We start from the raw sequence: 328 nt of genomic DNA on the forward strand, positions 1-328 counted from the left end.
CCCCGGGTGCGGCGGCCCGGGCGGTACGGGTGGGACGCGCCGCATCGTCGTTGCCGGCGTTGACGGTCGCGCAGCGGTTGGGGTTGGGCGGTATCGGTATCGAGTTCGCCGATGCCGTGGGCAAAGGTGTCGCGCACGTGGAGTCTCGAGTGCCGTTGTCCGACGACGATCGGGCGGCGGTGGTGCGTGCGTTGATGGTGCAGACCAGCCCGGCCGAGGTGGCCGCCAAGGCCCGCACGATCGCCATCGACCGAGTCGCGGCACTACCGGTCGAGCAGCAGGTGGTGCCGGTCGCCGAGGACACCGCGCTCAACGAGATGACCGTGGT

1 pseudogene is annotated in these 328 nt (G+C 71.0%); it reads left to right on the forward strand.

From position 1 onward, the window contains the following. Nucleotides 1-328: pseudogene (locus tag G154_RS26705) on the forward strand (HNH endonuclease); the annotation flags it as partial.

Origin of the sequence: Mycobacterium sp. VKM Ac-1816D (assembly GCF_000416385.1) — a bacterium.
Taxonomy (GTDB): Bacteria; Actinomycetota; Actinomycetes; order Mycobacteriales; family Mycobacteriaceae; genus Mycobacterium; species Mycobacterium neoaurum_A.